Source organism: Caballeronia sp. dw_19 (assembly GCF_018449515.1).
In the GTDB taxonomy this organism is placed as follows: domain Bacteria; phylum Pseudomonadota; class Gammaproteobacteria; order Burkholderiales; family Burkholderiaceae; genus Caballeronia.
The window spans coordinates 207,762-229,984 of sequence record NZ_JAAVUQ010000010.1; the positions used below are offsets into that span (position 1 = coordinate 207,762).

Genomic DNA, 22,223 nt, shown 5'->3' on the forward strand with positions numbered 1-22,223 from the left:
GACTGAAGAATGCCCTACCGCCTCACAATGTCCGCAATCAACTCCGCCTGACGCGCGAGCGCGGGCGGAATAGGGGCTTCACCGCGCAGCACGGTTTCGATCCAGCGGGCCGTGGTCGCCGCATCGAGAGCCTCGGGCAACGCCACCACGGGCGCGTCCGGCGAGGAGCGTTCCGCCGATATCAGCGTTTCTGTGTGGCCGTCGTGGAACCAGTCCACCTGCACCTGCCGGCGCGTGTCTGCTACCGCCTCGCCCTCTGTCCCGCGTGCGAGCAGGGCGCCGCCGGCGGCTGCATCGGGATGCTCGGTGAACAGTCCCGTCAGGCTCTCGCGATACTCCGGATGGGTGTAGTTCACCAGCCGCAAACCGGGCTGTGCGAACGGTTGCAGGATCTTGACCAGCGTATGGGTGGAATTTCTCACACCCATGATCCGCCGGATCGCAAGCAGGCGCGCGAGCTTGGGCGCGAGCGCGACGATCGGCGCGAACGCCAGCCGGCGCGAGGCGAGGTTGTCCTCGATTTCATCGTGGGATGTGGATTCCGGAATGCCCAGCTCGGCGAAAATCGCCGCGCTCGTTACGCGGCCAGGGTCAGTTGTTACGCCATGCACGAGCACCGGCACGCCTTCCCGTGCGAGCAGCAACGCCAGCAGCGGGGTCAGGTTCGGCTGCTTGCGCGCGCCGTTGTAGGTGGGGATGGAGACGGGGCGCGCGTGGTCGCGGCCGTTCTGGATATGCAACGGTTCGAACGAGCGATGCGCGGCCGCCAGCATCGCGGCCAGTTCTGCGGCCGTCTCGCCTTTCACCCGATACGCGAGCAACACGGCGCCGAGTTCGAGATCGGAGACGCGGTTATCGAGCATCGCTTCGTATAGGGCGTACGTGTCCTCGCGGGTCAGCGCTCGCGCGCCGTTTGGCCCGCGGCCGATTTCCTTGATGAAACGGGCGCACGGGAAAGGGGCTTTGTCGGTCATTGATTGGTTAGAGCGGCCGGTTTGCGCAAGAGGTGTTCAATCGCATCGCCTTGTGCAGACTCGGCCGCTGCAATTATGGAAATGCAGGAATCACATTCAGTACCGCATTTGAGCCGGGCTTGCAAGTCGCGGGGCGGCTCGGCGGATGGTTTTCGGGGCGCTTGCCTGCTCATTTGTTCGAGGGTCGTGGGCTTATGGGCTGATGGGCTTATGGACTTAGGACCGCCCATGGGAATCGCAGACCGTGGGGCGTGCTCCTGTGTGCTTTGCCACGCGATGCCCTGGGGCGCATAGGCCGTTCAGCCGAATCGCGATGCGTAACGGCGCACGTTAAACTTGAGGTCCAGGTCGATGCTTCATCAAACAGGAGAAAACGCAATGAGTCACGTATTCGCTCCGGCACCCGCGGTCGCGGTGCCAGTTGTCGGTTCCAGCGACCAGTTTCCCGTTCGCCGGATTTATTGTGTCGGCCGGAACTACGAGGCGCACGCGCGCGAGATGGGCCACGACCCCGATCGTGAACCACCGTTTTTCTTCGCCAAGCCCGCCGACGCCGTGCTGTACGTCGCGCCCGGTGCAACCGGCGAATTCCCGTATCCGTCGCAGTCGAAGAACGTCCACTTCGAGATGGAACTCGTGGCGGCCATCGGCAAGCAAGGCAAAGACATTCCCGCTGAGAAGGCACTCGATTACGTCTACGGCTACGCGCTCGGTCTCGACATGACGCGTCGCGATCTGCAAGCCGAAGCGAAGAAGCTGGGCCGTCCGTGGGACACGGGGAAGGGCTTCGATCATTCGGCGCCGCTGGGTCCGATCCATCCAGTCGCGAAGGTCGGGCATCTGGAAAAAAGCGCGATCTGGCTCACCGTCAATGGCGAAGAGAAACAGCGATCGGACATCTCGCAACTGATCTGGTCGGTCGGTGACACGATCGCGTATCTGTCCACGCTATTCGAATTGTTCCCCGGCGACCTGATTTTCACCGGCACGCCTGAAGGCGTCGGCGCCATTCAGAAGGGCGACCTGATGAAGGGCGGTGTCGAAGGAATCGGAGAGTTCTCCGTGCGCGTGGTCTGACTATAAAAACGGAGGGGACCCATGAAGCTATACAGCTATTTTCGTAGCTCGGCGGCGTATCGCGTGCGTATCGCGCTGAATCTCAAAGGGCTCGCCTATGAATACGCTCCGATTCATCTTCTGCGCGACGGCGGGCAACAACTGAAGCCGGACTATCGCGAGCTGAATCCAGACGGCATCGTGCCGACGTTTATCGACGGTGACAACGTGCTCACGCAGTCACTTGCGATCATCGAATATCTGGAAGAGACGCATCCCGAGCCTACGGTATTGCCGGGTACGCCGCTGGATCGAGCGTTCATTCGTTCGGTTGCGCTTCAGATTGCGTGCGAAATTCATCCCATCGACAACCTGCGCGTGCTCAAGTATCTGAAGCACACGCTGAAGGTCGCCGGTGAAGCGAAAGACGCGTGGTACCAGCATTGGCTCGAATCGGGTTTCGAGTCGCTTGAAAAGCGGCTCGCGAACGACTCGCGCGTGGGCAGGCTGTGTTTCGGCGATACCCCCACGCTCGCGGATCTGTGCCTCGTGCCGCAGGTGTACAACGCGCGGCGTTTTAATATCGATATGAGCCGTTATCCGACGATCGAACGTATCGCCGATCACGCTGCGCAAATCGATGCGTTCGCGCGTGCTGCGCCCGGACAACAACCGGACGCCGAATGACGACTGCTGTTTTTTTATCCGGCGCCGGGCTTGGCGCAAGTCTGATTATCGCGATTGGTGCTCAAAACGCTTTTGTGTTGCGGCAAGGCTTGAAACGGCGGCACGTGGGCTGGGTCGTTTTTATCTGCGCGCTGATCGACGTATTGCTGATCGGGTTGGGTATCGGAGGGATGGGGGCGCTCATTGAGCGAGCGCCGGTGCTGCTTGGGGTGATTCGATGGGCGGGAGCGGTGTTCCTGTTTCTCTACGGTCTGCGGGCTTTTCACGCGGCGTGGAAGGGGCCGGGACATTTACACGCAGAGAACGGCGAATCGCAGACGGCGTTAAAAGCGATAACAACAGTGCTCGCTTTATCGCTGCTGAATCCGCACGTTTATCTCGATACCGTCGTGCTGCTCGGCGGCATTGGCGCCCGGTACGGCTGGCCGGGAAACGCGTGGTTTGCGGCAGGGGCAATGTGTTCGTCGATCATCTGGTTCACCGTGCTCGGGTTCGGTGCGCGCTTGCTCCAGCCTCTGTTCGAGAAAGATATCTCGTGGAGAGTGCTCGATGTGATCGTGGGGATTGTGATGTGGTGGATTGCCGGAGCGCTGATCGTGTCCCGGTAGCACGCGCGACCGCGGTCTGGCTGAACGCCAGGCCGCGGCGCCGGTTTAACTTCCGAGCAAAGCGTCCGCAAATTCGTCGGCGCTGAAGGGCTGCAAGTCCTCGACTTTCTCGCCCACGCCAATGAAGTACACCGGAATCGGCCGTTGCCGCGCGATTGCCGCGAGAATGCCGCCCTTCGCCGTGCCATCGAGTTTGGTCACGATCAAACCCGTCAAGCCCAGTGCATCGTCGAAAGACTTCACTTGGGCGAGTGCGTTCTGGCCCGTGTTTGCATCGATGACCAGCAACACCTCGTGTGGGGCATCGGGCTGTGCCTTGGCAATCACGCGCTTCACCTTGCGCAGTTCTTCCATCAGGTGGAGTTGCGTGGGCAGGCGGCCCGCCGTGTCGGCCATCATCACGTCAATCTTGCGGGCACGCGCGGCGCCGACCGCGTCGAAGATCACGGCGGCCGCATCACCGCTTTCCTGCGATACCACCGTCACGTTGTTGCGTTGCCCCCAAACCGTGAGCTGTTCGCGCGCGGCAGCACGGAAGGTGTCGCCGGCGGCGAGCAGCACGGTCTGATCGAAGCGCTGCAAATGCTTGGCCAGCTTGCCAATGCTCGTGGTCTTGCCCGCGCCGTTCACGCCGGCGATCATCATCACGAGCGGTTGGGCGCGACCGAGCATCAACGACTTCTCGAGCGGCCGCAGCAGGTCGGCGAGCAACGAGCGCAGCGCGGCCTTGACCTGCATCGAATCAGTGAGCCGTTCGCTGCGCACCTTTTCACGCAACGCTTCAAGCAGATATTCGGTGGCATCGACACCGGCATCTGACATCAGCAACGCCGTTTCGAGTTCCTCATACAAATCCTCATCGATCTTCGCGCCGATGAAAATCCCCGTCAGGCCCGAACTGGTCTTCGACAGGCCTGTTTTCAGGCGCGTGAGCCACGAACGCTTCGCGTTGGGTTCCGGCTCCGGCGGCGGCACGATTTCGACGGTTTCTGCCGGCGCTTTCCATTGCGATGCCGTGCGGCCTTGCCAGTACGGCTTGGCTTCTGGTGCGGTGGTTGCGGCGGGGCTTGGCGGCTGGGGCGTTGCGCTCGCAGGCGGGGTCTGCGGCAGCGGCGCCGCCGCACCGGGGGCTTCCGTCCGCGTCGGCTGGCCAACCGTGGCCGGTTGCGCTGGCGTAACCGGCGTAGTAGCGCTCGACGCAGAAGACGCTGCCGTGCCTGCGGGCGCTCCGTTATCGATCGGAAACTCCGAGGCGTGAGGCGCGCTCTGAGCCGAATCCGCCGATGAAGCTGAAGCTGAAACCGATCCCGAACCCAATTCGCCCGGGGCAGCCGGACGCGCGGACCGGTCACGCGATTCCACAGACACGCCGGATGACCCGGTTTCAGCCGTGCCCTTCGTCCCAATCGCAGGCGCATCCGGCGTCCCCGGTACACCAGCACTCAATCCCGTTCCGCGTAGTTGCGTTTCCGAAGCCCGATCCGCTGCCGCAGCGCCTTCCCGTGCGATTTCCACCGGCTGCGCCGGCGTCACAGGCGTACTCGCGTGCCGGAGCCCTGCAGCGTCCTCGGAACGCGCCTCGGCAGCATCCTCGGCTTCGTTTTCCGCTGGCGTATCGGTATCGGCGTCGGTCGGTTTGCCTATTAATCGTTTGAAAAAGCTGAACATGGTCTGCAGTGGTGGGGTGGCGCGTTTTATCGATGCCGTCGCAATCGCGTTCCTGCGTCGAACGAGCGCAAAAACGCAAACAACGCACAAACGCAAAGGTGACGATGGCTGCCGTGCCGCGAAAGACCGCCGGAAACAGCGGGAAGAGCCGGGCGTGTGCGCAAAAAGGGCGAAAGACGCGTATTTTATCAGCCGGCACCGATGTAGTGTCCGGCCCGACGGCGAACCCCTGCATCGGGAGCGGCGGGCTGTGGTAACGTGCCCGCATCGGCGACAAGCGAATTGTTGCAATCCGATCACGTTCTCACCCAAGCCGCGCGGATCATCCCGCCGCCTCTATCACGCCCCACGCACGTCCATGTCCCGTTCCTCGATCACCCGCGCATTAGAGCGAAATCCCGAGCGAAATCGCGAACGCAACGCCGGACGCGCTCCGAAAGTCCGCGAAGCGGCGCCATCGCGCGGCGGCAAGGCAAATTCAATCCGAATCATTGGTGGCGAATGGAAGCGCACGCCGCTACCCGTTCTGAGTCTGGACGGCTTGCGTCCGACGCCCGACCGGGTCCGCGAGACGCTGTTCAACTGGCTGGGCCAGTCGCTCGACGGTAAACGCTGCCTCGATCTCTTCGCCGGCAGCGGCGCATTGGGCTTCGAAGCGGCGTCGCGCGGCGCGCTACGCGTGCTCATGGTGGAGCGCAGCGGCCGCGCAGTAGCGCAACTGAAGGCGAACCAGACGCGCTTGGCCGCGAAAAACATTGAAATCGTGGAAGCGGATGCGCTGCGTCTTGCTGGGGGGCTCGCGGCGAATTCCTTCGATGTCGTGTTCCTCGATCCCCCTTTCGGCGATACCGCCATGCTCCAGCGCGCCATTGAACTGGCTGTGCCGCTGGTGTCGCCGGGCGGCGCGCTGTACGTCGAATCGGGCGAACCGGTCGATCCTGCGCAAACGCCGGCGTTGTCCGGATGGGCGATTACCCGCGAAGGCAAGGCTGGTGCGGTCCGCTATCATTTGCTGCGGCGCGAAAATGAGGAATAATGCGCGTTCCCAAATGCTGGCCAGGCGAGGCCCGGCCGACTGCGGACGGGGCGTGATGGACGTAGCGGGCTTGGTGGGCGACGGGGTATCGGAGAAATTTTTGGGTCTTGTCGATACCAGCGGCGGCCCAATCTGTAGCGAAAGACATACCAGAAGAAGTATCAGAAGAGGAGATGCCCCATGGTTGTAGCCGTTTATCCCGGAACGTTCGACCCGCTCACGCGCGGTCACGAAGACCTCGTGCGACGTGCATCGAGTATTTTCGATACGCTGGTGGTCGGAGTCGCAGATAGCCGGAACAAGAAGCCGTTTTTCAGTTTGGCGGAACGGCTGGATATTGCACATGATGTGCTGGGCCATTATCCGAACGTGCAGGTAATGAGCTTCAAGGGGCTGCTGAAGGATTTTGTGCGCAAGAACAACGCGCGCGTGATCGTGCGGGGCCTGCGTGCAGTCTCCGACTTCGAATACGAATTCCAGATGGCGGGCATGAACCGTTATCTGCTGCCCGACGTCGAGACGATGTTCATGACGCCATCGGATCAATATCAATTCATCTCGGGCACGATCGTGCGCGAGATCGCGCAACTCGGCGGCGACGTCAGCAAGTTCGTTTTCCCATCGGTGGAAAAGCGCTTGCAGGACAAGGTTGGTCCGATTGCGCCAGACCCGTCATCGGTGCCGTGAGCGTTTCAGGCGTTCACTAACGCGCGCTCTCATCAGGTCGCGCGGGCACTGCAAAAGCCGGCTGAAATGCCGGGCGAAGAGAGTAAAGCATGGCCCTGTTCATTACCGACGAGTGCATCAACTGCGACGTGTGCGAGCCCGAGTGCCCGAACGACGCCATCTCGATGGGTATCGATATCTACGTGATCGACCCGAACAAGTGCACCGAATGCGTCGGCCACTACGACGAACCGCAATGCCAGCAAGTGTGCCCGGTCGATTGCATTCCGCGCGATCCGGCACATGAGGAAAACGCCATCCAGTTGATGACGAAATATCACGGGTTGATGAAAGCGAAGGGCGCTTGATTTAACGTCAAGCATCAAACATCAAGCACCCTTTACGCGCGCGGCCTCAGAGCAATGCCCGCAGCGCTGCCAGCAATGCGTCGCAGTCGGCATCGGTGCCGACAGTAATCCGCAAATGCTGATCGATTCGCGGCAGCTTGAAATGCCGCACGAAAATCTCTTTCTCTTTCAAGCGTGCGGCCAGCGTCGCCGCATCGTGTTCCGGATGGCGCGCGAATACGAAGTTCGCGGCCGACGGCACCACATCGAAGCCCAACGCCTGCAAGTCCGCCGTCAGCCGTTCGCGGCTGGCGATCACTTTCGCGCAGGTTTCGCGAAACCAGTCGTCGTCTTCAACCGCCGCAATTGCCGCGGCTTGCGCCAGCCGGTCGAGCGGGTATGAATTGAAGCTGTCCTTCACGCGTGTCAGCGCCTCGATCAACGCTTCGTGTCCGAGCGCAAATCCCACCCGCATGCCCGCCAGTGAACGTGCCTTGGACAACGTCTGCACGACCAGCAAATTCGGATTTTCATCGATAAGCGCCACTGCCGATTCCGCGCCGAAATCCACATACGCCTCGTCGATTACCACAACCGAATCCGGATTCGCCGCGAGCAGCACCTTGATCTCGGCGAGCGGCAACGCGCGGCCCGTCGGTGCGTTCGGATTGGGCAGCAGCACGCCGCCGTTGGGCGCGCGATAGTCGTCCACATCGATACCAAAATCCGCGTTGAGCGGCACAACGTCTACCGCTACGCCATATAACTGCGCATACACGGGATAAAAGCTGTACGTGATATCGGGAAAACGGATCGGCTTGTCGTGCTTGAGCAGCGCCTGGAACGTGTGAGCGAGAACTTCGTCCGAGCCATTGCCGACAAATACCTGGCTCTCGCGCAAGCCGTGATGCTGCGCGATAGCCGCGCGCAACGCATGCGCTGTCGGATCGGGATATTTGCGGAGCGAGTCGCCGTCCTCGCCGAGTTCGCGACGGATTGCATCGACGACGCGCGGTGAGGGCGGATAGGGATTCTCGTTCGTGTTGAGCTTCACGGGACGCGCCAGCGCGGGTTGTTCGCCCGGCACATACGGCGTCAGCTTATTGACGATATCGCTCCAGAAACGGCTCAAGATTCGCTCCTTAATTGTCCCTGATGTCCGCACGGGACGGGATGCCGCGGGTTTACGGCTGCGCGTTGCGATGCAGATTCATCATCGCGCGCTCCATCTCGCCGTTGATCGCGAACGGCATGACGGCGAGGGCGCGTTCTATCGATGCATCGATCACGTCCTGTTCTTCACGACGCGGCGGTTTCAGCACAAAATTCGCTACATCCGGTTTCGCACCGGCCCGCGAGGCTTCGGGAATAAGATCACGCGGATGCCCGATGCCGATCCTCAACCGCCAATAGTGTTGCACCGACAAATGCGCGGAAATGTCCTTCAGGCCATTGTGCCCGCCGCTGCCGCCGCCAAGCTTCAGCTTCACCGTACCGGGCGGCAGATCGAGTTCATCGTGCGCGACCAGAATCTCGTCGGGCAAAATCTTGAAGAACTGCGCCACGGCCACGACCGATTGTCCTGATCGATTCATGAAGGTCTGCGGCTCGAGCAGATGAATCTCCTGGCCATTGAGTCGGCCACGGCCATAGTGACCGTGAAACCGGCGCTCGTCACGTAGCGACGCACCGGCGTCGCGCGCCAGTTGATCGACGAACCAGAAGCCTGCGTTGTGACGGGTCGCGGTGTATTCGGCGCCCGGATTGCCGAGCCCGACGATCAGTTTGATCATGTTCAATCTTGGCGGCGTAGCAACGTCAGCCGCACCAGAAAAAGGCCAAAAAAAAACCCGCCGGAGCAGAGCAACGGCGGGTCACTTCGTCCGCTCTTGTGGGCAGACCCAGAGCGGACTCAAGCGGACAGGCTTTAGCCAGACTTATGCAGCCGGCTTGGCGCCTTCGCTCGGAGCAGCAGCGCCCGAAGCAGCTTCGTCGGACACGACGGCAGCCGGGATGGTCGCCGAAGCGATCACCGGGTTTTCTGCGTCGAGGTGAGCGACCAGCGCCACGCCCTTCGGCAAAACGATGTCCTTCACGTGCAGCGTGTGACCGGCTTCAATCTTCGCCAGATCGAGTTCGACGAATTCCGGCAGATCGGCCGGGAGACATTCGATTTCGATTTCATTCAGAACGTGCGAGATCACCGCGCCACCGATCTTCACAGCCGGATTCGTTTCTTGATTCAAGAAGTGCACCGGTACCTTGGTGTGCAGCTTCTTCGTCGAATCGACACGTTGGAAGTCAACGTGCAGAACCATTTGCTTGAACGGATGGTATTGCACGTCGCGCAGCAGAACCTGTTGCGACTTGCCAGCGATTTCCAGATCGAGAATCGACGAATGGAACACTTCTTTCTTCAACGCGTGCCAAAGGGCGTTGTGATCGAGCTCAACAGCCTGAGCTTCAGCGTTCGCGCCATATACGATGCCCGGGGTCTTGCCCGAGTTACGCAGGCGGCGGCTCGCACCCGTACCTTGCAGATTGCGCTCAAAAGCGACTACTTTCATGATGCAACTCCGTAATCTGCCCGCGACCAGGCAGTGAAAACGGGGCTGTCCGCGTGTTCGCGTTCAGCCCCAGAGCAGCGATTCAGGCCTTCGTTCGCCTGAACCGATTACGCGGTTCAGCAGAGCTTTGACCCCCCGCTAAACCGCAAATACTTTTTAACCTTCCGCGAACAGCGACATCACCGAGTCGCCGCGACGGATACGCGAGAACGTCTCGGCCAGCAATCCCGCGCTCGACAGAATACGCACCTTGGTACAGGCACGTGCTTCTTCGGAGAGGGGGATGGTGTCGGTAACGACGAGTTCGTCGAGTTCCGACGCCGCGATCCGCTCGCCTGCGCCACCGGACAAAACGGGATGCGTGGCATACGCGAACACTTTCGTCGCGCCGCGTTCCTTCAAAACCTGTGCTGCCTTGCAGAGCGTGCCGGCGGTGTCGACCATGTCGTCCATGATCACGCACGTGCGGCCTTCCACTTCACCGATGATGTTCATCACTTCAGCGACGTTCGCCTTCGGGCGACGCTTGTCGATGATCGCGAGATCGGTGTTCAGTTGCTTCGCCAATGCCCGGGCGCGGATCACACCGCCCACATCCGGCGACACCACCAGCAGGTTCTCGTAGTTCTGCTTGCGCAGGTCGCCGAGCAGCACGGGGGTGGCGTAGATGTTGTCGACCGGGATGTCGAAGAAACCTTGAATCTGGTCGGCGTGGAGGTCCATGGTGATGACACGATCCACGCCCGCGATTTCCAGCATGTTCGCCACGACTTTCGCCGAGATGGCGACGCGAGCCGAACGTGGCCGGCGATCCTGACGGGCATAACCGAAATACGGGATGGCTGCAGTGATCCGGCCAGCGGATGCGCGCTTGAGCGCATCGACCATGATCATGAGTTCCATGAGCGTGTCGTTGGTCGGTGCGCAGGTGGACTGCAACACGAACACGTCTTTACCGCGCACGTTTTCCTGGATCTCGACCATGATCTCGCCGTCGGAAAAACGGCTAACCATTGCCTTGCCAAGCGGGATTCCAAGGATTTTGACGACTTCCTGTGCAAGCGCGGGATTCGCGTTGCCAGTGAATACCATCAGGCCGTCACTGCTCATCGTGCACCTGTTTCTTGGCTGGGGCGAGAGGAAAAACGCGAGAAATTATGGCAGGGGAAGAAGGATTCGAACCTTCGCATGCTGGAATCAAAATCCAGTGCCTTAACCAACTTGGCGACTCCCCTACACTAACTTTGAGTTTTGCCGGGTAGTGTAGGACAAACCCGTCAAAACGAAACTTTACGACGCGAAAGTGAAGAGAGGATGCGAATCCAGACTTTCGGTCACTTTGCTTTTCCAGCTTGCCGGGAGTTTGGCTTGCGCCATCTCAGCTTCGGCTTTGCTACGAAAAGCGGCAAACACGCTCGCTCCAGATCCGGTCATTCGCGCAGGTGAAAGATTCGAAAACCACTCAATCACCTTGGCTACTTCCGCGTACTTCTCAACCACAACTGCCTGCATATCATTTCGGCCGAAGCTGTCAGGCCAATCTGCGTCAGAACTATGTTGTGCAAGGAAGTCCGTAATTGTGAGGACTTTTGAGTCCCTCGTCAACCCTTTCTCTGAAAAAATCGCAGCGGTTGGAACATGCACAGCAGGAGTCACCACCAGGAAGAAACGCTTCGGTAGATCGACCACCTGCAGCGTTTCACCGACACCTTCCGCAAAAGCATTCCGTCCAAACACAAAAAACGGCACATCCGCGCCCAGTTTCAGCGCCAGGTCCTGCAACGCTTCTCGCGATAGATCCAAGCCCCATAAGCGATTCAGAGCCAGCAGCGTAGTCGCGGCGTCAGAACTTCCGCCGCCGAGACCGGCGCCCATGGGCAGTATTTTATCAATTTCTATGTCTACGCCAAGGGGGGTGCCTGTTGTCGACTGCAACAGACGCGCGGCACGTACAACAAGGTCATCCGCTTCCGGCACGCCAGGGACATCGGTTTTTCGCGCGATCACGCCGTCGTCACGACGGGTGAAGTGCAGGCGGTCGCCCCAGTCGAGCAACTGGAACACCGTCTGCAACGCGTGATAACCGTCCGGTCGGCGCCCGGTGATATGCAAAAACAGATTGAGTTTGGCCGGCGCGAGACAGTCGCGCAGGGATGCATCGGCCAGCGGACGCGCTGGGCCCCGCGACGAACTCGATAAAGATGACTGCATGTGATTGGACTAAGCGTTACTGGTCGAGGACGAGCTTGATGTCGAGCGGCGGTTCGGCACGCGACAGATTCAGGCGTTTCACGCCGGTTGCGGGCGCGTCGGCGTAGGCCAGGTAGTCGATGGTCCAGCCGTCCTGCTTGATTTCCTTCAGACGGCCATTTTCCGACGACGAATCCATGGTCGTGCGCGCTCGCGAGGTGGGCGCAGGCGAGGGCTGCAGCCAGTACCGCAAGCCTTCCACCGGCAAAGCGAACCCCAGCGTGTTGCTCATCAGTTGGGAGACATTATCGGCGGTCTGCGGGTCGCGATTCGGTAGTTCGAGCGTGGCCGAAGACGGCGACGACGTCACGATAGCCAGCGTTTGCCCAAGTGGATTACGCAATTGCAGCGTGACGGTGTCTCCGGTTTCCTGCCAGTCGAAGTTGCCGTACGCGTTGCGCTGCTGGCCGTTCTGGTCGTTGTACTGGACCGCGAACCGGCCGTGGTAAGCGCGACTGGTCTGCGCAGTCACCTCGGTTGCTGCATTTGACGTTGTCGGCACGCGCGGTTTGATCGCGCACCCCGACACCACCACTACACCCGCTGCCATCAGCGCCAGCGCGCCGCGACGCGCGCGCTGACCGCTCAGGAAATTCGTTGCAATCAAGTTCAAAGGTCGTTCACCTGGAATCGTTTGAGCGTTTTCAACAATGTGTCGTTGCCGGGTTCGAGCTTTTGCGCCTGGCGCCATGTATTACGCGCCTGGTCCTGCTGCCCCGACTTCCACTGCACTTCGCCGAGATGAGCGCCAATTTCGGCGTTCGGCTGCAGGTCGTAGGCTTTCTTCAGGATGCTGGCAGCTTCCGTGGAATTGCCCATCCGATACTTCGCCCAGCCGAGACTGTCCATGATGAATGCGTCGTTCGGCGCAAGCGATACCGCTTTCTCGATCAGTTTCTCAGCCTCGTCCAGACGCTCGTTGCGATCGACGAGCGAATAGCCGAGCGCGTTATACGCCTGCGCATTGTCCGGCTGCTCTTTCATCAGCTTGCGCAACTGCCCTTCCATGGTGTCGTAATGGCCGTTCTTCTCGGCCGCCATGGCGTAGTCGTAGGCAATGTCCGGGTCATCGGGGAATGCAGTCGATGCCTTCGACAACGCCGCTTCCGCTTCCGGATACCGTTGCGCCTGGAACAGCATGGCGGCGTCCGTACGCGCGAGCAGCGCCAGGTCGCGAGGGTCCGACGTCTGCAGGCTGCCCAGCAACTGGCGCGCGTCGTCGACCTTGCCTTCCGAGGCAAGGATCTGCGCCCGGGTGACCTGTGCCGGCAGATACTGCTGGCTCGCGCGCGGAATCTTGTCGAGCCACTGGTTCGCGGCCGCGTCGTCTTTCTTTTCCAGCGACAACTGCGCGAGATAGATATAAGCCTGTCCCGGATCGGCGCCCGGCGTGCTTTCAGCCGCCGCCGCGTACTGCTTCAGGTAATCCTGCGCCTTGTCCGGCTGTTTCTTCTGAATATTGATCAGCGCGAGCGCCATTAGCGGCGTGAGATCTTTTGCATCGTTCTTGCGCATGATTTCGAACTGCTTCTGCGCGTCGTCGAGACGATCCGCCGACAAATACAGTTGCGCCAGCGCAAGCCGCGCGTCGTGCGACTTCGGATCCTTCTCGAGGTACTTCTCGAACGAAGCAATACCTTCGTCGCGTTCGTTCGGCCCCATGCGAGCCAGCGTCAACGCAGCAGGCAAATAGTCGGGCTTCAATTTCAGCGCTTGTTCAAGCGATGCCTTCGCGCCCGGCTGGTCGTCGGCGGCAATTTCCTGCCGGGCGAGCGCCAGTTGCGTTTCGGGCCGGTCCATGTCGTTCTTGACCAGATCCTTCAGCACATTCAATCCGCCCACGCGATTCGGTCCGCGAGAGAGCAGGATCTGCAGCGAAAGGATCGCGTCGCCACGCTGCTCCGCGGGCACTTTTGCGAGCTCGGTGTTGAGGATCGGCTTGGCGTCGTCGGGCTTGCCGGAGAGGATCAGCAGCGACGCGCTCAACTGCGCCGCGCGTTCCGAATTCGGTGAGAATTGCTGCCAAAGCTGAACGGCCGTCAGCGCGTCGTTGGGACTTTGTGCGGCAATCGCAATCTCGGTCGCGCGCTGCGCGAAGCGCGGATCGTGCGTGTCGCGCGCGAGGGCGAGATAAGTCTGATAGGCGGGCGCTGCCTGGTTGCGTTGCAACGCGACTTCCGCTGCGAGCACCTGGAACACGATCTGGCTGGACGCAGCCACATTCGGCAAGTCCTGTACTTCCTTGCCCGTGGGCGGCGCGGTGATCAGGTCCGCTGCGCTGATGGCGGACTGGTCGTCATCGGGTGAAGGAAGTTGCGCGGGGCTCTGCGCGTAGGCAGGCGCAAGCGCAAACGCCGCCACCGCGAACGCCACTGCGGCCGCGAGCTTGCTCGGGTAGACCGGCTTACCGCGTGCGGCGCTCGTTTGAGCGGTCGCTGCACGCTGCTTCGAAAACAACTTTACGAAGGACAAGTTCATGGAAATCCGATCAATGTTTCAGTCGATTGTAACGCGCTCGCTACAATACGCGCACATCCCACAGCAAGTTACAGACCAGTAAACCATGCCAGAGTTGCCGGAAGTCGAAGTAACCCGACGCGGGATCGAACCGTTCGTTACCGGACGCCGGGTTGAGCGTGTCGATGTCCGTACACCGGCGCTGCGCTGGCCCATTCCGCCGCATCTCGCGAAGACGATGAAGGCGCTGAAAATCGAGAAGGTCGAGCGGCGCGGCAAGTACCTGTTGTTCGAAACCTCCGAAGGCTGGCTGATCGTGCATCTGGGCATGACGGGGACGCTACGGGTACTGCGTAACGTGCCGCGTCCGCCAGATGCGGCGAAGCATGATCATATCGACCTGATCTTCGATGATTTCATTTTGCGCTTTCGCGATCCGCGGCGCTTTGGCGCAGTGCTCTGGCATTCGCGCGCAGATGGCGATGTCCTCGACCATCCGCTGCTGGCCGGCCTGGGCGTAGAGCCATTCACCGCCGAATTTTCCGGCGCGCTGATGTACCGGCAGACGCGCGGGCGCAAGGTGTCCGTCAAGCAGGCCTTGCTCGCGGGCACGATGGTTGTGGGCGTGGGCAACATTTACGCGTCCGAGAGCCTGTTTCGAGCGGGTATTCGGCCCACGGTCGCGGCCGGGCGCGTGTCGCTCGTGCGCTACGATCTCCTCGCCGACGCCGTGCGTACCACGCTTGCCGCCGCGATCGAAAAGGGCGGCAGCACGTTGCGCGATTTCGTGGGAAGCAATGGCGAGTCGGGCTATTTCCAGCTCGATTATTTCGTCTATGATCGCGCGGGCTTGCCGTGCCATGTTTGCGGAACGGCCATCAAACAAATCGTGCAAGGCCAGCGATCCACGTACTTTTGCCCGCGCTGCCAGCGCTAGCCCCATGCTCCAGCTCACCGACTTCTCCACGCGCCTGATCGCGTGGCAACGTGTTCACGGCCGTCACGACTTGCCGTGGCAAAACACGCGCGATGCCTACCGCATCTGGCTATCAGAAATCATGTTGCAGCAGACGCAGGTATCGACGGTGATTCCGTACTACGCGCGTTTTCTCGACCGTTTCCCTGACGTGAACGCGCTCGCCTTCGCCCCGCTCGACGACGTCATGGCGCTCTGGGCCGGCCTCGGCTACTACTCGCGCGCGCGGAATCTGCATCGATGCGCGTTTGTTGTATCGACGGAGCATGGCAGCGAGTTTCCCCGCAGCGTCGATGCGTTGGCTGAACTGCCGGGTATTGGTCGTTCGACGGCGGCGGCCATTGCGTCGTTCGCGTTCGGCGCGCGCGCGACGATTCTCGATGGCAACGTAAAGCGGGTGCTCGCGCGGGTGTTTGGCATCGACGGATTTCCGGGCGAAAAGCGCGTGGAAAACACGATGTGGACACTGGCCGAATCGCTGCTTCCCGACGCCGCGCACAAGGACGAAGTCACCGCGTACACGCAGGGTTTGATGGATCTTGGCGCCACGCTGTGCGTGCGTGGCAAGCCGGATTGCGCGCGCTGCCCGTTTGCCGCCGATTGCGTGGCGAACGTGACCGGACGGCAAAAGGAATTGCCCGCATCACGCCCGAAAAAGACGGTGCCGACACGCAAGACCTGGATGCTGGTGCTACAGGACGGCGATAGTGTCTTGCTTGAAAAACGCCCGCCGACGGGTATTTGGGGCGGTCTATGGAGCCTGCCGGAAGCAGAGGATGAAGACGCGCTCGCGGCGGTCTCACATAGCTTCGGCGGGTCGGCCGAGCTTCAGCGGCTGACTCCCTTCACGCACACGTTCACGCATTTCAAACTGGATATCGAGCCGCGTCTCGGGCAGGCGAACGGCGTGCCTGATGCCGCCGATAACCGCACCGTGTGGGCGCCGCTTGCGAATATCGATGCGTACGGTGTGCCTGCGCCCGTCCGCAAACTGCTTGATGCGCTGCAGGGATCGCTGATTTGATATTGGCAAGATGCTAAAGCAACGTCAAAGCAGTTGATGCTGCTGCATATAGTGATGCACGACATCGATCCGCGCGGCCGCGTCTTCAAGCTCCATCAGCTTTTGCCGGGCGCGCATGGGGATCGGCAAGATCTCGGATAAACGGTTGGATACCCACGTCGGATCGTCGAGAAGGAAGGGCTCGGTGAACGGCAGGTCCTTCGGCTCGCGCGCCTTGATTGCATCGATAATCCGCTCCAGCACCTCCGCGCACGCCCCAAACTTCACCAACGCTTCCGTGCCGTCCAGCGGCGTGTCGTCGCCAATGATTTCGGCTACGCCCACGAGCAAATTGCTCGGCTCCACGCGATGCGACAACAGTCGAAAGCGTGTCGTCCCGCGCGCCTGGACCAGCAGCATGCCGAACGTGTCCACGTCGCATTGCGTGATCTCGGCCAGGCAGCCGATGCTCTCGGGCACCGACGGGTCCCCCGGCGACGCGATCTCATTACCGCTTTTCAACAGGCACACGCCGAACGGCGTGCTTTCGCGCAAGCACGCACGCGCCATGTCGAGATAGCGGGCTTCGAAGATTTTCAGGGGAAGATGGCCGCCCGGAAACAACACGGTATGCAGCGGAAACAGCGGCAGGTCGGCGAGAAGGGGATTGGTGGACATCGCGCGCTTCTTTAAAAAAGGCCGCCCGAAGGCGATCAGGTTTGCAAGGGCGCGACGTGTCCATCCACAGCGATGGGTGCGTCGCGGTGCCGCACAATCACATTGGCCTTGTCCCCGAAGCGCGCGGCGAGCGCCTGGGCGATGAATACCGAGCGATGCTGGCCACCCGTGCAGCCGATTGCAACCGTCAGGTAACTACGGTTGTCGTCACGAAATTGCGGCAGCCATTTGCCGATGAACGTGCCCACGTCGTCGATCATCTGGTGGACCATCGGCTGGGCGGACAAAAAATCGATAACCGGTTGGTCCAGGCCCGTCAGCGGCCGCAGTTCGTGATCGTAGTAGGGATTCGGGAGCGTACGGACATCGAAGACAAAATCGGCGTCGAGCGGGACCCCGCGCTTGAATCCGAACGATTCGAACATCAGCGTCAGCCCGGCCGGTTCCTGTTCGATAAAACTCTTCACCCACGCGCGCAACACGTTCGCCCGCAGATTGCTGGTGTCGATCTGATGGCCAAATTCGGCGAGTCCCGAGACAAGTTCGCGCTCGCGTTCGATCGCTTCGCCCAGCGACGTCAGCAGGCCCACAGCGGCGTCCTGATTGGACGAACCCGACAACGGATGACGGCGGCGCGTCTCGGAGAAGCGCTGAATCAGCGACTGGGTACTGGCATTGAGAAACAGCACGCGCAGGTCGAACGCTTGCGAAAGATCTTTGATGATGGCGGGCACTTCGTCGAGCGAACGGCTCGAACGTGCGTCGATAGCAACGGCCAGACGCGGCTGCCCCTGACTGTGGAGATACGCCGCGAGCTCGGGCAGGAATCGCGGGGGCAGGTTGTCGACGCAATAGTAGCCGGCGTCTTCGAGCGCGTTCAGGGCGACGGATTTGCCGGAGCCGGAGATGCCGGTAATCAGAATGATGCGCATGAATAGGGACTCGTTCGCTCGAGATAAAAGCACGCAGAAAATTCGGGTCCGGGCGGCGGCTGAGTCTGGAGGCCGCCGGTCTTGCCAGTTCGACCCGTCAGATCAGCTTGCCCGGGAACTGGCTTTCGGGGTCCTGCATTGCAAGGCGCTGACGATCCATGAAGTCACGGAGCGTGTCGATACCCCGCAGTTGCAGGATCGTGTTGCGCACCGCCGCTTCCACGAGCACGGCCAGATTCCGGCCGGCCGCCACCTGGATGGTGACCTTGCTGATCGGCAGGCCGAGCACGTCGACAGCCTGGCTTTCCAATGGCAGCCGCTGAAATTCACCGTCCGGACGACGCACAAGCTGAACGATCAACTTGAGCTTCATTTTCCGCCGAACGGCGGTTTCACCAAAAATGGTTTTGATATCCAGCAGGCCCAGACCCCGTACTTCAAGCAGGTTCTGCAGCAGCGGCGGGCATCGGCCTTCGACAAAATCCGGACCGAGGCGCACGAAGTCTACGGCGTCGTCAGCGACAAGACCGTGACCGCGGCTGATCAACTCGAGCCCGAGTTCACTTTTGCCGAGACCGGAGTCGCCGGTCAGCAGCACGCCCATGCCGAGGATGTCGAGGAACACGCCGTGCAGCGTGGCGCGCGGAGCAAGAATCCGCGACATATAAAGACGCAGGCTGTCGATTACTGCCGCCGCGGACATTCGCGTGGTGAAGAGTGGCGTGGACGAGCGGGTGCAGCGCAGAACCAGTTCAGGCGGCGCGCCGACTTCGCCCGCGACCACCAGGAAAGGCGGTTCCAGCGCGATCAGTTCGGCCATGTTGCGCGACCGGTCTTCGTCGGACTGACGCTGGTAGTAGGTGATTTCGGCGTCGCCGAGTACCTGGATGCGGTTGGGGTGAATCAGGTTCAAGTGCCCGACGAGATCGGCGCTTGACGTTGCATTGGCAACGGTTTCGGTCGAAAAACCGCGCTCCCAGCCTTCGTGACCCGTCAGCCAGCTCAGTTTGAGTGTGGCTGCGTTGTCGTCGAAAATGCTCTGGGCGTTGATGCTGGACGTATCCATGAGGCCGGAACTCCGAGAGAGGCCGCGAGCATGGAGCAATTGAAGAGCCGGGTTTGGTCTCTTCAATGCTTCGCTCAATAGGACCGATTGTGCGCTAGAAGGGCCGCCGGCGCGAGAGGGCCGTTCGGCCTGGTCTCTCGCGCCGAGTCCGGCTTCAAGTCCAGCACGAGGCCCGGCTCAAAGAGCTTAGGGCTGCCATTGCGTGAGCACCTGATACAGCGCCTCACGGTTTTCTTCGGTATTCAGGCGTTCGCGTGCATCCCGGTCGGACAGCAACTGCGCTATTTCCGAGAGGATTTCGAGGTGCTGTTGCGTGGCCTGTTCGGGAACAAGAAGAAAGATCAGCAGCGACACGGGCTGCCCGTCCGGCGATTCGAACGCGATCGGCTCAGCCAGGCGCACGAAGGCGGCGAGCGGATGCTTCAGGCCCTTGATGCGTCCGTGGGGAATGGCAACGCCTTCGCCGAGACCGGTCGAGCCAAGGCGCTCGCGCGCGAAGAGATTGTCGGTGACGATACTGCGGCCAATGCCGTTCTGGTTCTCGAAGATCAGGCCCGCTTGCTCGAATACACGTTTCTTGCTGGTGACGGACAGTCCGAGGACGACATTTTCGAGGGGAAGAAATTTGGCTAAACGATTCATGTTGGCAGGCAGATGCGTGGCCTGAATTCTCCTCATCGTGGCGGCTGCAGAACTTGCACGAAACGCTCACGGCGATTTTGGTAAGGAATGCGCGGCAGACCAAAGTCTCGCTTCACTCCGATTAACAATCCCGGTACTCAAACTAACCGGACCATTATAGAACAGCGCAATCAGCGATGGTGCGGCGCGCCATACGCTGAATGCGTTTGTTGCGCATAACGCAACGGTTGATGCCATGCCTCAATTCACCCCTGTTGCTGCAAAAAACGGCCCGAAACCGGCGGTGACAAAAAAAGCCGCCTGCTTTCAGGCGGCTCGTGCCGACTATCGGACTGATGGGCTCCGGTCCACATTGCTCCGGAATCCGGCGCATCGAAAAAACCTCCAGCCGATGCGCCGTTCACCCCATTTGAATCATTCCTCTAACCACTCACGGTACCTCACGGCGCCGGAACTTCGCTCTCCTGCGGTTCGTGTCCGTACTTCATTGTGGCGTGCGCATGCTCCTGGATCTTGTCCTTGTGGCGCAGCACTTGCCTGTCCAGCTTGTCGACCATCAGGTCGATGGCCGCGTACATATCAACGTCACAACTCTCGATGAAAATGTCCTTGCCCTTCAGATGCAGGTTGATTTCGACCTTTTGCCGCTTTTCCTTTTCCCTATGATTGTCGACCGAGAGGACCACACTGCCGTCGATCACCTGATCGAAGTGCCGCAGCACTCTATCCAGTTTGGTGATCACATATTCTCGCAACGCAGGCGTCAATTCGAGATGGTGTCCACTGATCTGCAGATTCATAGTTGCTCTCCAAGCTAATGGCCGCCTGGACGCTATCACGCTACTCAAACCGGCCGCTGCTTGCCCGCACGTGTCCATTCTGTTGAACGGTGGTACGGAACGGGAAAACGCATCGGCCAGCTCGCTCGCGCTTTCGCGACGCGGCCGGTAAAGGCCCGCCGCAACATGCAGCGGGCTACAGAGACTTTCGCAAATTCACTGCCGGGATTTTCAGAGCTTCGCGATATTTGGCCACCGTACGGCGTGCGACCACGAACCCCTGTTCTGCCAGCAACTCTGCGATGCGGCTGTCTGAAAGAGGAGATTTTGAGTCTTCAGCTCCTATCAGTTGCTTGATGAGTGCGCGGATCGCCGTGGACGATGCCGCGCCACCCGTGTCGGTTGAAACGTGCGATCCGAAGAAGTACTTAAATTCAAGCGTCCCGAATGGGGTCAGCATGTACTTACCGGTTGTCACACGTGAGACAGTGGATTCGTGTAAACCCAGCGTATCAGCAATCTCCCTCAAAACCAAGGGCCGCATTGCAATTTCGCCGTGGGCAAAAAAGTTCTTCTGACGCTCCACAATGGCTTGTGCAACGCGGAGAATCGTCTCGAATCTTTGTTGAATATTCTTGATCAGCCAGCGCGCTTCCTGAAGCTGCTGACGCAACGAACCACTGCCCGGATCGCCGCGATTGTTGCGCAAAATATTCGCGTAGAGGTGATTGATGCGAAGCCGCGGCACGATTTCCGGATTCAATTCTGCCGTCCACCCGCTCGACATTTTGCGCACGAGGATGTCAGGAACCACGTAATCCGCTTCGCTCTTGCCGAACGCGGCGCCGGGGAACGGTTCCAGTGATCGGATCAGTAAGTGTGCATCGCGCAATGCGTCATCGGACGCTTTGAGCTGCTTGCGCAAACGCGTGAAATCGCGTGCCGCGAGCAGTTCCAGATGGTGCATCACAATATCGAGCGCTAGCGTGCGGATAGACGATGCTTCGAGCCGCAACAACTGCAGCTTCAGACATTCGGACGCCGAACGGCCGCCCACGCCCGGCGGATCGAAACTCTGCAGCAACGCGAGCGCCGCGCTCAGTTCGTCGACATCGACTTCCAGTTCATCCGGCAGATCCGCCTTTACTTCCTCGAGCGACGACGTGAGATATCCGTCTTCATCGAGTGATTCAATCAGGAACGTGATCAGCGCACGGTCACGCTGATTCGCCTTCGTCATGCGCAGTTGCGACGTCAGGTGGTCGCGCAGCGTAGTAGTGGATTCGTGGATCTGCAGCGGCGGCAGGTCGTCGTCGTCCGAGCCGCTATTCGAGCGGCCGTAGTCTTCCAGATTCCACGAACTCGAATCCGGTCCGTTGTCCGACGAACTCATGCCGTTGTATTCGTCTACGCCTTGAGGGTCGCCGCTTTCCGAACGTTCGGTGGTGGTCGTGCTGCTGCTCGACGACGTGCCGTTGCTCATCATGGGATCGGGCGCGTTCACCGACGCCCCCGATGTGATCAGCGAACCGTCCGCTGCCACGCGCAAGGGGCTGGTGGTCCAGTCGTCCTCGTTCTCGAGCAGTGGATTTTGCGCGACAGCCATCGCGACTTCCTGCTGCAGTTCGAGCGTCGACAACTGCAGCAGCCGGATGGACTGCTGCAGTTGTGGGGTCAGCGCAAGATGCTGCGACAGGCGGAGTTGGAGGCTGGCTTTCATGGCAAGGTTGTATTCATTGTAGAGAGTTTGCCACGGGCGCGACACCTCGCGGGGATCGACCAAAAACAAGTGCCGCCTCGCGGGCGGCACGTAACATCTGTTGGCAGCGCG

The 22,223-nt window shown here is 60.6% G+C and carries 23 protein-coding genes and 1 tRNA gene; 8 read left to right on the top strand and 16 right to left on the bottom strand.

Annotated elements, in window-relative coordinates; translation table 11 throughout:
* Positions 1 to 14: 14 nt before the first annotated feature.
* Complete coding sequence (gene ybiB / locus HB376_RS16735; protein WP_213764771.1) at positions 15 to 974, bottom strand: DNA-binding protein YbiB; 960 nt, start codon at positions 972 to 974, stop codon at positions 15 to 17.
* Between the two features lie 378 nt (positions 975 to 1,352).
* On the opposite strand from ybiB, the gene HB376_RS16740 reads away from it, so the two are divergent.
* From HB376_RS16740 to HB376_RS16750, 3 genes are read left to right on the top strand one after another with little or no spacing between them, the layout of a single operon-like run.
* Positions 1,353 to 2,051 (top strand): fumarylacetoacetate hydrolase family protein, encoded by a 699-nt coding sequence (locus HB376_RS16740; RefSeq protein ID WP_213764772.1) that lies wholly within the window; start codon positions 1,353 to 1,355, stop codon positions 2,049 to 2,051.
* A gap of 21 nt (positions 2,052 to 2,072) precedes the next feature.
* Complete coding sequence (maiA, locus tag HB376_RS16745; protein WP_213764773.1) at positions 2,073 to 2,717, top strand: maleylacetoacetate isomerase; 645 nt, start codon at positions 2,073 to 2,075, stop codon at positions 2,715 to 2,717.
* Positions 2,714 to 3,325 (top strand): LysE/ArgO family amino acid transporter, encoded by a 612-nt coding sequence (locus HB376_RS16750; protein ID WP_213764774.1) that lies wholly within the window; start codon positions 2,714 to 2,716, stop codon positions 3,323 to 3,325. The genes maiA and HB376_RS16750 overlap by 4 nt, the downstream gene beginning before the upstream one ends.
* Positions 3,326 to 3,370: 45 nt before the next feature.
* Here HB376_RS16750 and ftsY read toward each other — a convergent pair whose 3' ends face one another.
* Positions 3,371 to 4,435 (bottom strand): signal recognition particle-docking protein FtsY, encoded by a 1,065-nt coding sequence (gene ftsY, locus HB376_RS16755; protein WP_255631392.1) that lies wholly within the window; start codon positions 4,433 to 4,435, stop codon positions 3,371 to 3,373.
* A 916-nt stretch (positions 4,436 to 5,351) separates the two neighbouring features.
* Between ftsY and rsmD the strand changes: the two genes are divergently transcribed.
* The 3 genes from rsmD (at position 5,352) to HB376_RS16770 (ending at position 7,063) form a co-directional block, all read left to right on the top strand.
* Positions 5,352 to 6,029, top strand: a complete 678-nt coding sequence (gene rsmD, locus HB376_RS16760) for a 16S rRNA (guanine(966)-N(2))-methyltransferase RsmD (protein WP_213764775.1) — start codon at positions 5,352 to 5,354, stop codon at positions 6,027 to 6,029.
* 180 nt (positions 6,030 to 6,209) lie between these two features.
* Complete coding sequence (gene coaD / locus HB376_RS16765) at positions 6,210 to 6,716, top strand: pantetheine-phosphate adenylyltransferase (RefSeq protein ID WP_213764776.1); 507 nt, start codon at positions 6,210 to 6,212, stop codon at positions 6,714 to 6,716.
* 89 nt (positions 6,717 to 6,805) lie between these two features.
* The gene (locus tag HB376_RS16770; protein ID WP_213764777.1) at positions 6,806 to 7,063 is read left to right on the top strand and encodes a YfhL family 4Fe-4S dicluster ferredoxin; all 258 of its coding nucleotides are present in this window, start codon (positions 6,806 to 6,808) and stop codon (positions 7,061 to 7,063) included.
* 46 nt (positions 7,064 to 7,109) lie between these two features.
* On the opposite strand, the gene hisC is transcribed toward HB376_RS16770, so the two are convergent.
* The 8 genes from hisC to HB376_RS16810 form a co-directional block, all read right to left on the bottom strand.
* Positions 7,110 to 8,174, bottom strand: a complete 1,065-nt coding sequence (hisC, locus tag HB376_RS16775) for a histidinol-phosphate transaminase (protein ID WP_213764778.1) — start codon at positions 8,172 to 8,174, stop codon at positions 7,110 to 7,112.
* 52 nt (positions 8,175 to 8,226) lie between these two features.
* Positions 8,227 to 8,835: an aminoacyl-tRNA hydrolase gene (pth, locus tag HB376_RS16780; protein WP_213764779.1), complete on the bottom strand. Its 609-nt coding sequence runs from the start codon at positions 8,833 to 8,835 to the stop codon at positions 8,227 to 8,229.
* 144 nt (positions 8,836 to 8,979) lie between these two features.
* A complete protein-coding gene (locus tag HB376_RS16785) occupies positions 8,980 to 9,609 on the bottom strand; it encodes a 50S ribosomal protein L25/general stress protein Ctc (RefSeq protein ID WP_213764780.1) in 630 nt (209 codons plus the stop codon).
* Between the two features lie 156 nt (positions 9,610 to 9,765).
* Positions 9,766 to 10,719: a ribose-phosphate pyrophosphokinase gene (locus HB376_RS16790; RefSeq protein WP_213764781.1), complete on the bottom strand. Its 954-nt coding sequence runs from the start codon at positions 10,717 to 10,719 to the stop codon at positions 9,766 to 9,768.
* Positions 10,720 to 10,767: 48 nt separating this feature from the next.
* A tRNA-Gln gene (locus tag HB376_RS16795) sits at positions 10,768 to 10,844 on the bottom strand.
* Between the two features lie 55 nt (positions 10,845 to 10,899).
* On the bottom strand, positions 10,900 to 11,820 hold the full coding sequence (gene ispE, locus HB376_RS16800; protein WP_213764782.1) for a 4-(cytidine 5'-diphospho)-2-C-methyl-D-erythritol kinase: 921 nt from the start codon (positions 11,818 to 11,820) through the stop codon (positions 10,900 to 10,902).
* Between the two features lie 16 nt (positions 11,821 to 11,836).
* On the bottom strand, positions 11,837 to 12,409 hold the full coding sequence (gene lolB / locus HB376_RS16805; RefSeq protein WP_213764816.1) for a lipoprotein insertase outer membrane protein LolB: 573 nt from the start codon (positions 12,407 to 12,409) through the stop codon (positions 11,837 to 11,839).
* Between the two features lie 59 nt (positions 12,410 to 12,468).
* Positions 12,469 to 14,337: a tetratricopeptide repeat protein gene (locus tag HB376_RS16810; RefSeq protein WP_213764783.1), complete on the bottom strand. Its 1,869-nt coding sequence runs from the start codon at positions 14,335 to 14,337 to the stop codon at positions 12,469 to 12,471.
* A gap of 85 nt (positions 14,338 to 14,422) precedes the next feature.
* Here HB376_RS16810 and mutM point away from each other — a divergent pair, with 85 nt between their 5' ends.
* The gene (gene mutM, locus HB376_RS16815; RefSeq protein ID WP_213764784.1) at positions 14,423 to 15,253 is read left to right on the top strand and encodes a bifunctional DNA-formamidopyrimidine glycosylase/DNA-(apurinic or apyrimidinic site) lyase; all 831 of its coding nucleotides are present in this window, start codon (positions 14,423 to 14,425) and stop codon (positions 15,251 to 15,253) included.
* Positions 15,254 to 15,257: 4 nt separating this feature from the next.
* Complete coding sequence (mutY, locus tag HB376_RS16820) at positions 15,258 to 16,316, top strand: A/G-specific adenine glycosylase (RefSeq protein ID WP_213764785.1); 1,059 nt, start codon at positions 15,258 to 15,260, stop codon at positions 16,314 to 16,316.
* Between the two features lie 24 nt (positions 16,317 to 16,340).
* On the opposite strand, the gene HB376_RS16825 is transcribed toward mutY, so the two are convergent.
* The 6 genes from HB376_RS16825 to HB376_RS16850 all read right to left on the bottom strand — a co-directional run bounded on the left by HB376_RS16825 (position 16,341) and on the right by HB376_RS16850 (position 22,112).
* Complete coding sequence (locus HB376_RS16825) at positions 16,341 to 16,973, bottom strand: LON peptidase substrate-binding domain-containing protein (RefSeq protein ID WP_213764786.1); 633 nt, start codon at positions 16,971 to 16,973, stop codon at positions 16,341 to 16,343.
* Between the two features lie 35 nt (positions 16,974 to 17,008).
* The gene (gene rapZ, locus HB376_RS16830; RefSeq protein ID WP_213764787.1) at positions 17,009 to 17,905 is read right to left on the bottom strand and encodes an RNase adapter RapZ; all 897 of its coding nucleotides are present in this window, start codon (positions 17,903 to 17,905) and stop codon (positions 17,009 to 17,011) included.
* Between the two features lie 97 nt (positions 17,906 to 18,002).
* Positions 18,003 to 18,971: an HPr(Ser) kinase/phosphatase gene (hprK, locus tag HB376_RS16835; protein ID WP_213764788.1), complete on the bottom strand. Its 969-nt coding sequence runs from the start codon at positions 18,969 to 18,971 to the stop codon at positions 18,003 to 18,005.
* 186 nt (positions 18,972 to 19,157) lie between these two features.
* Positions 19,158 to 19,649 carry a PTS IIA-like nitrogen regulatory protein PtsN gene (gene ptsN / locus HB376_RS16840; RefSeq protein WP_165086018.1) on the bottom strand — a complete coding sequence of 164 codons (492 nt, stop codon included), beginning with the start codon at positions 19,647 to 19,649 and terminating at the stop codon, positions 19,158 to 19,160.
* A 404-nt stretch (positions 19,650 to 20,053) separates the two neighbouring features.
* Positions 20,054 to 20,413, bottom strand: coding sequence for a ribosome-associated translation inhibitor RaiA (gene raiA / locus HB376_RS16845; RefSeq protein ID WP_213764789.1), 360 nt, complete (start codon positions 20,411 to 20,413; stop codon positions 20,054 to 20,056).
* A gap of 175 nt (positions 20,414 to 20,588) precedes the next feature.
* Positions 20,589 to 22,112, bottom strand: a complete 1,524-nt coding sequence (locus HB376_RS16850) for an RNA polymerase factor sigma-54 (RefSeq protein WP_213764790.1) — start codon at positions 22,110 to 22,112, stop codon at positions 20,589 to 20,591.
* Between the last annotated feature and the right edge of the window lie 111 nt (positions 22,113 to 22,223).